Below are 4560 nucleotides of genomic sequence, written 5' to 3'. Positions count from 1 at the left end.
TAAGCCTGGTAGCGCCGATGGTACTGCAACCGAAGGGTTGTGGGAGAGTAGGACGCCGCCGAACTAACAGTACAGTCAGGCCCCGGTCTGAGAACCCCTCTTGATGGTTCTCCCGGGGCCTGACTGCATTTCCACACCTCCCCCGCTTGAGAAGCAGACACGCCTCCGGAACCATTCAGGTAAGCCGGGTACGGCGTGGAGGGGAAGGCGTGGTCAAGATGCGGGTGCTCGTCTCGGTCGACATGGAAGGTATCGCCGGGGTGGTCCACAGCGACGACATCCAGCCCGGCCACCGCGAATACGAACGCAACCGCGGTTTGCTGACCGAGGAGGCCAACGCCGCCGTGCGAGGCGTCTACGCCGCCGACCCGGACGCACAGGTGCTGGTCGCCGACGCCCACGCACAGTTCCGCAACCTGGTGCCCGAGCTGCTGGACCGGCGAGCAGAACTGCTGCGCGGCACACCGCGCCCGTGGGGAATGATGGCGGGGCTCTCACCGGACCTCGACGCCGTGCTGTACATCGGCTACCACGGCAAGGCCGGCACACCGCGCTCGGTCCTCGCGCACACGATCGCCGGCCGGGTGATCGCCGACGTGCGGTGCAACGGTGCCTCCCTCGGCGAACTGGGCCTCAACACCGCCTTGGCGGCCCATCACGGCGTGCCGCCGGCGCTGGTGAGCGGGGACGACACCGTCGCCGTCGAAGCGGCCGATGCGGCCCCCGGCATCCACGCCGTGGTGGTGAAGCGCGCGCTCGGCGCCCGCGCCGCCGCGATGATCCACCCCGAGGAGGCCTGCCGGCGTATCGAGGCCGCGGTACCACGGGCTCTGGCCACCCGCACCGAGGTGCGTCCGCGCGAGGTCGAAGGCCCGGTGGAGCTCGAGGTGCAGGTGCACCGCCCCCACCTGACCGAACACGCCCTGCTCGTGCCCGGAATGGAACGCCGGGACGGGTGCACCCTGCGCTACACGGCACCCGACTTCCCGACGGCCTACAACGTCGTAGAGCTCATCGCCGTCCTCGGCACCCTCTGACGGCCCGAGCTGAGCGAAAGCAGCACCTGGTCACCGGCACCGGGTCGGTACGGGTGCTGTGCCGCCCAGACCCGGACCGTCGGTCCAGACCAGGCCGGAAACGCGGCTCCTTACCGGTCACACAACAAGATCCCAGCACAAAAGCCAACGCGCCAACCCGGGTACGAGAGGCGCCGTAGCACCAATTCGGTACGCCGCGGGCAAGCCGACCCAGCCGGCGATCCGGACCGGGCACGGAACCCTCGCACCGGCCTTCGCGCGACAAATTCCCGAAACGAAGCCCGCAGGCGCACCCGGACACGAGAAAGGCGCCGGAGCGACAATCGCTCCGGCGCCTTCCGCCGGTCCATCACCCGCGAGCCTTACCCCGAGACGGAGCGAAGGCTCAGAGAGCCGAGCCCTTCTGCCAGTCCGTCCAGGACTTGGACCAGTCGCCGTACAGGTCCCACACCGGGAGCTGCGGGCCGCCCGAGTTGGTGACCTCCACGACGTCGCCGAGGCCGAAGTTCTGGAAGAACCATTCGGCGTTGGCGGCGTTCAGGTTGATGCAGCCGTGGGACACGTTGGAGCTGCCCTGCTGGCCGACGCTGTTCGGGTTCTCGTGCACGAACTCGCCGTCGTTCGAGATGCGTTCGGACCACTTCTCGTTGGAGCGGTAGGCCTTCGGGTCGGGCGGGCAGACGCCGTAGGTGCAGGAGTCCATTGTGTAGTTGGCCTGCTTGTCCGAGATCACGTGGGCGCCGAGGTGGGTCGGCGTGGCGTCCTTGCCCATGGAGATCGGCATGGACTTCACCATGGAGCCGTTGTGGAAGATCTGCATCTGCTCGCTGTTGCCGTCCGCCTTGGCGATCCAGGAGTCGTGCACCTTGTACGTCTCGGTGCGGTCCTCGGCGCCGAACACGCCGTTGCCGAAGTCGACGCCGTAGATCTTCGCCGTGACGGTCAGCGTGGTGTTCGGTTGCCAGTACTCCTTGGGCCGGTAGTGGACGTTCTTGTCGTCCATCCAGTACCAGCTGCCGTCCTGCTTCGGCGACGATTGCACCGACAGCGCCTTCTCCACGGCGGCCTTGTTCTTCACCGCGACGCCGAAGCTGAACACGATCGGCTGCCCGACGCCGACACCGGTCGACTTCACGGCCGACGGCGCCGGGATCAGGTTCGCGTTCGCCTGCTTCTTCGGCGACACCGTGGTGACGTCACCGTCCTTCTCCACCTGCTTGCCGTCGGCACCCTGGGCGTGCGCGACGACCTTGTAGGTGCCGCCGTAGCCGAGTACCTCGGTGTTGGTCCAGCTCGAGCCGTCCGTCGCGAGCTTGCCGGCGACCGACTTCCCCTTGGAGTTGGTCACCGTCACGTCGGTCAGCTTGCCGTTGGCGGCCTTGACGACGATCGGGGTGGTCGGGCTTATCCCGGAGGCGTCGGCCGGGTCGATAGACACCGTCGCCGGCGCCGCTTCCTGGCTCGTACCACCCGGGGTGACGGGCGCGGCGCTGCCCCCGGTGTCCCCACCGGAGGAGCAGGCCGAAACCAGCAGGGTTGCCGCGAGAATTCCGGCAACCGAAAGGAAAGTCTTCTTCGGGAACATTTTGTCTCTTTTGCGGGGTATCGCGGGACGGCAGGCTTCTTCCATTCCAAAACTACGCGATCAGGAAGACGCCCCACGCAGCGGATAGGTGCATCGCAGTGGCGTGGATCACGTGGTGACGAGCCCCGGTGCGCCGTAGAGACCGGGGCCGTCGACGACCACTTCCTTCAGGTAGTCACGGGCCGAGTGATAGGCCTCGTCGGCGAGCTGGTCCGTCTTCGTGAAATCCAGCGGACTGACCCGCACGGGCGCCGGCCCGGGCAGGTAGACCACGGGTGCACGCCGCGCCGCCGCGGGAGCCTCCAGCGCCGCCTGGTTGCGCATGCTGATCAACGCGGTGAACATCATCACCTCGGCGAACGTGTGCGGCGCACCGGGCATCTTGCCCGGAAAGGCGCAGTCCAACACCACCAACGACTTCGCGCCCATCAAGAGCGCTTGGCGCATCGGCACGTTGGCCACCAGGCCGCCGTCGTAGAGCAGCCGGCCGTCGTAGTCCACCGGCGGGTAGATCCCCGGGATCGCGCAGCTGGCGAGCAACGGCTCGCGCACCGGCCCCGTGCGGAACAGCACCGGCTCGGCCGTGTCGACGTCGGTGGTCACCACGCCGAGCGGGAGCTCCAGGTCCTCGAAGCGCCGGCCAGGGCCGAGGTGGTCGTCGATGATCTTCGTGAGGCCGGTGTTGGGGAACAAGTTCGTCTTGCTGTGCCGAAGCGTGCGCACCTGGCTGAACACCCCGCCGGGGAACGCTTCGTGCTTCGTCATGTGCTTCCAGATGTCGTGCAGCCGCCCGAGCCGGTCGGCACCGGGCAGCGCGAGCACGGCCGCGTTGAGCGAACCCACCGACGTGCCAACCACGAGGTCGGGTGTCACACCGGCTTCGTCCAGCGCGCGCAGCATCCCGACCTGCAGCGCGCCCAAGCTCCCTCCGCCGCCCATTACGAACGCCACCGGTCCGGGGAGATCGAGTGGGGTCATACCGCCGAATGTAGTAAGCGTGAGCGCTCACGGAGGTGTCACGGACGTGTGATGCCACCCCGAATCACTCCGCGACGCGGACGGGTTCCTCGGTCTTCTTCGGCGCCGCCGCCTTGCGCTTCTTCAGGCGCACCAGGAAGAACACCAGCACCCCGACGACCACGGCGGCCGCCACGAGGAAGCCGGTGCTGAGCGCGCCCTCCACCTGCTTCGCCGCCTCCCCGAGCGCCGCGCCGAGGCTGATGTGCACGAGCGACCAGCACAGCGCTCCCGCGGCCGTCGCGGGCAGGAACTTCCGGAACGGCAGCCGTGACGCGCCCGCGGCGGCCGGCATCAACGTCCGCAGCACCGGTAGGAACCGCGCGAAGAACACCGCCCCCGCGCCGCGCCGCTCCAGCACGCCGGCGGCCTTGTCCCAAGCGTCGAGGCCGTACTTGCGGATCAGCTTCGTCTCGCGCAGCCGTGGTCCGAACCGGCGGCCGAGCCCGTAGTCGACGGAGTCGCCGAGCGCCGCGCACACCGTGACCACGGCCCACAGCGTGAGGAACCGCGGGGTCGTGGTCGCCGTCGTGGCCGCGATGAGCAGCGCCGACTCGCCGGGGACGAGGAACCCCAGACCGATGGTGCACTCGGCGAACACGAGCCCGCCGGCCGCGGCGACAAGGCCCGGTTCCGGGAGCCCTTGCAGCCAGTTCAGGAGATCCGTTACCAAAGCCACAAGGTCACTTTACGGATTCTTTGGAATTCGTCACGGCGTTCGCTCCGACCTGGGGGACTTCCCCGGGACAGCCCGTAGGGGTCGGCAACGACGAAGGGCCCGCTCGAAGTGAGCGGGCCCTTCCCAGCGAACGCTGGTCAGCGTGCGAGCAGTGAGCTGGCTTCCTGTGCGGCGGGGCCCTGCTCGGCCAGGTGCGCCAGGTTCTCCGGCAGCTCCTCACCGCGGTGGGCCTTGGTCTGCGC

The 4560-nt window shown here is 68.5% G+C and carries 4 protein-coding genes and 1 pseudogene; 1 reads left to right on the top strand and 4 read right to left on the bottom strand.

The window, feature by feature from the left end:
- The first annotated feature begins 218 nt into the window (after positions 1 to 218).
- Positions 219 to 1037 carry a M55 family metallopeptidase gene (locus AB0F91_RS46895; RefSeq protein WP_360608972.1) on the top strand — a complete coding sequence of 273 codons (819 nt, stop codon included), beginning with the start codon at positions 219 to 221 and terminating at the stop codon, positions 1035 to 1037.
- Positions 1038 to 1422: 385 nt separating this feature from the next.
- Here AB0F91_RS46895 and AB0F91_RS46890 read toward each other — a convergent pair whose 3' ends face one another.
- The 4 genes and pseudogenes from AB0F91_RS46890 to AB0F91_RS46875 form a co-directional block, all read right to left on the bottom strand.
- Positions 1423 to 2622: an Ig-like domain-containing protein gene (locus tag AB0F91_RS46890; RefSeq protein ID WP_360608970.1), complete on the bottom strand. Its 1200-nt coding sequence runs from the start codon at positions 2620 to 2622 to the stop codon at positions 1423 to 1425.
- Positions 2623 to 2730: 108 nt separating this feature from the next.
- The gene (locus tag AB0F91_RS46885) at positions 2731 to 3600 is read right to left on the bottom strand and encodes a patatin-like phospholipase family protein (protein WP_360608968.1); all 870 of its coding nucleotides are present in this window, start codon (positions 3598 to 3600) and stop codon (positions 2731 to 2733) included.
- 64 nt (positions 3601 to 3664) lie between these two features.
- Positions 3665 to 4318 carry a DedA family protein gene (locus tag AB0F91_RS46880; RefSeq protein ID WP_360608966.1) on the bottom strand — a complete coding sequence of 218 codons (654 nt, stop codon included), beginning with the start codon at positions 4316 to 4318 and terminating at the stop codon, positions 3665 to 3667.
- A gap of 137 nt (positions 4319 to 4455) precedes the next feature.
- Positions 4456 to 4560, bottom strand: a pseudogene (locus tag AB0F91_RS46875) (lipoyl synthase); the annotation flags it as partial.

Source organism: Amycolatopsis sp. NPDC023774 (assembly GCF_040639695.1).
In the GTDB taxonomy this organism is placed as follows: domain Bacteria; phylum Actinomycetota; class Actinomycetes; order Mycobacteriales; family Pseudonocardiaceae; genus Amycolatopsis.
This window is presented reverse-complemented; position numbering and strand designations above follow the sequence as displayed.

What these genes read in the sequence shown, in the direction of transcription:
- AB0F91_RS46885 (WP_360608968.1), bottom strand. Translation starts at nt 3,600, where the DNA reads ATGACCCCACTCGATCTCCCCGGACCGGTGGCGTTCGTAATGGGCGGC.
- AB0F91_RS46895 (WP_360608972.1), top strand. Translation starts at nt 219, where the DNA reads ATGCGGGTGCTCGTCTCGGTCGACATGGAAGGTATCGCCGGGGTGGTC.
- AB0F91_RS46890 (WP_360608970.1), bottom strand. Translation starts at nt 2,622, where the DNA reads ATGTTCCCGAAGAAGACTTTCCTTTCGGTTGCCGGAATTCTCGCGGCA.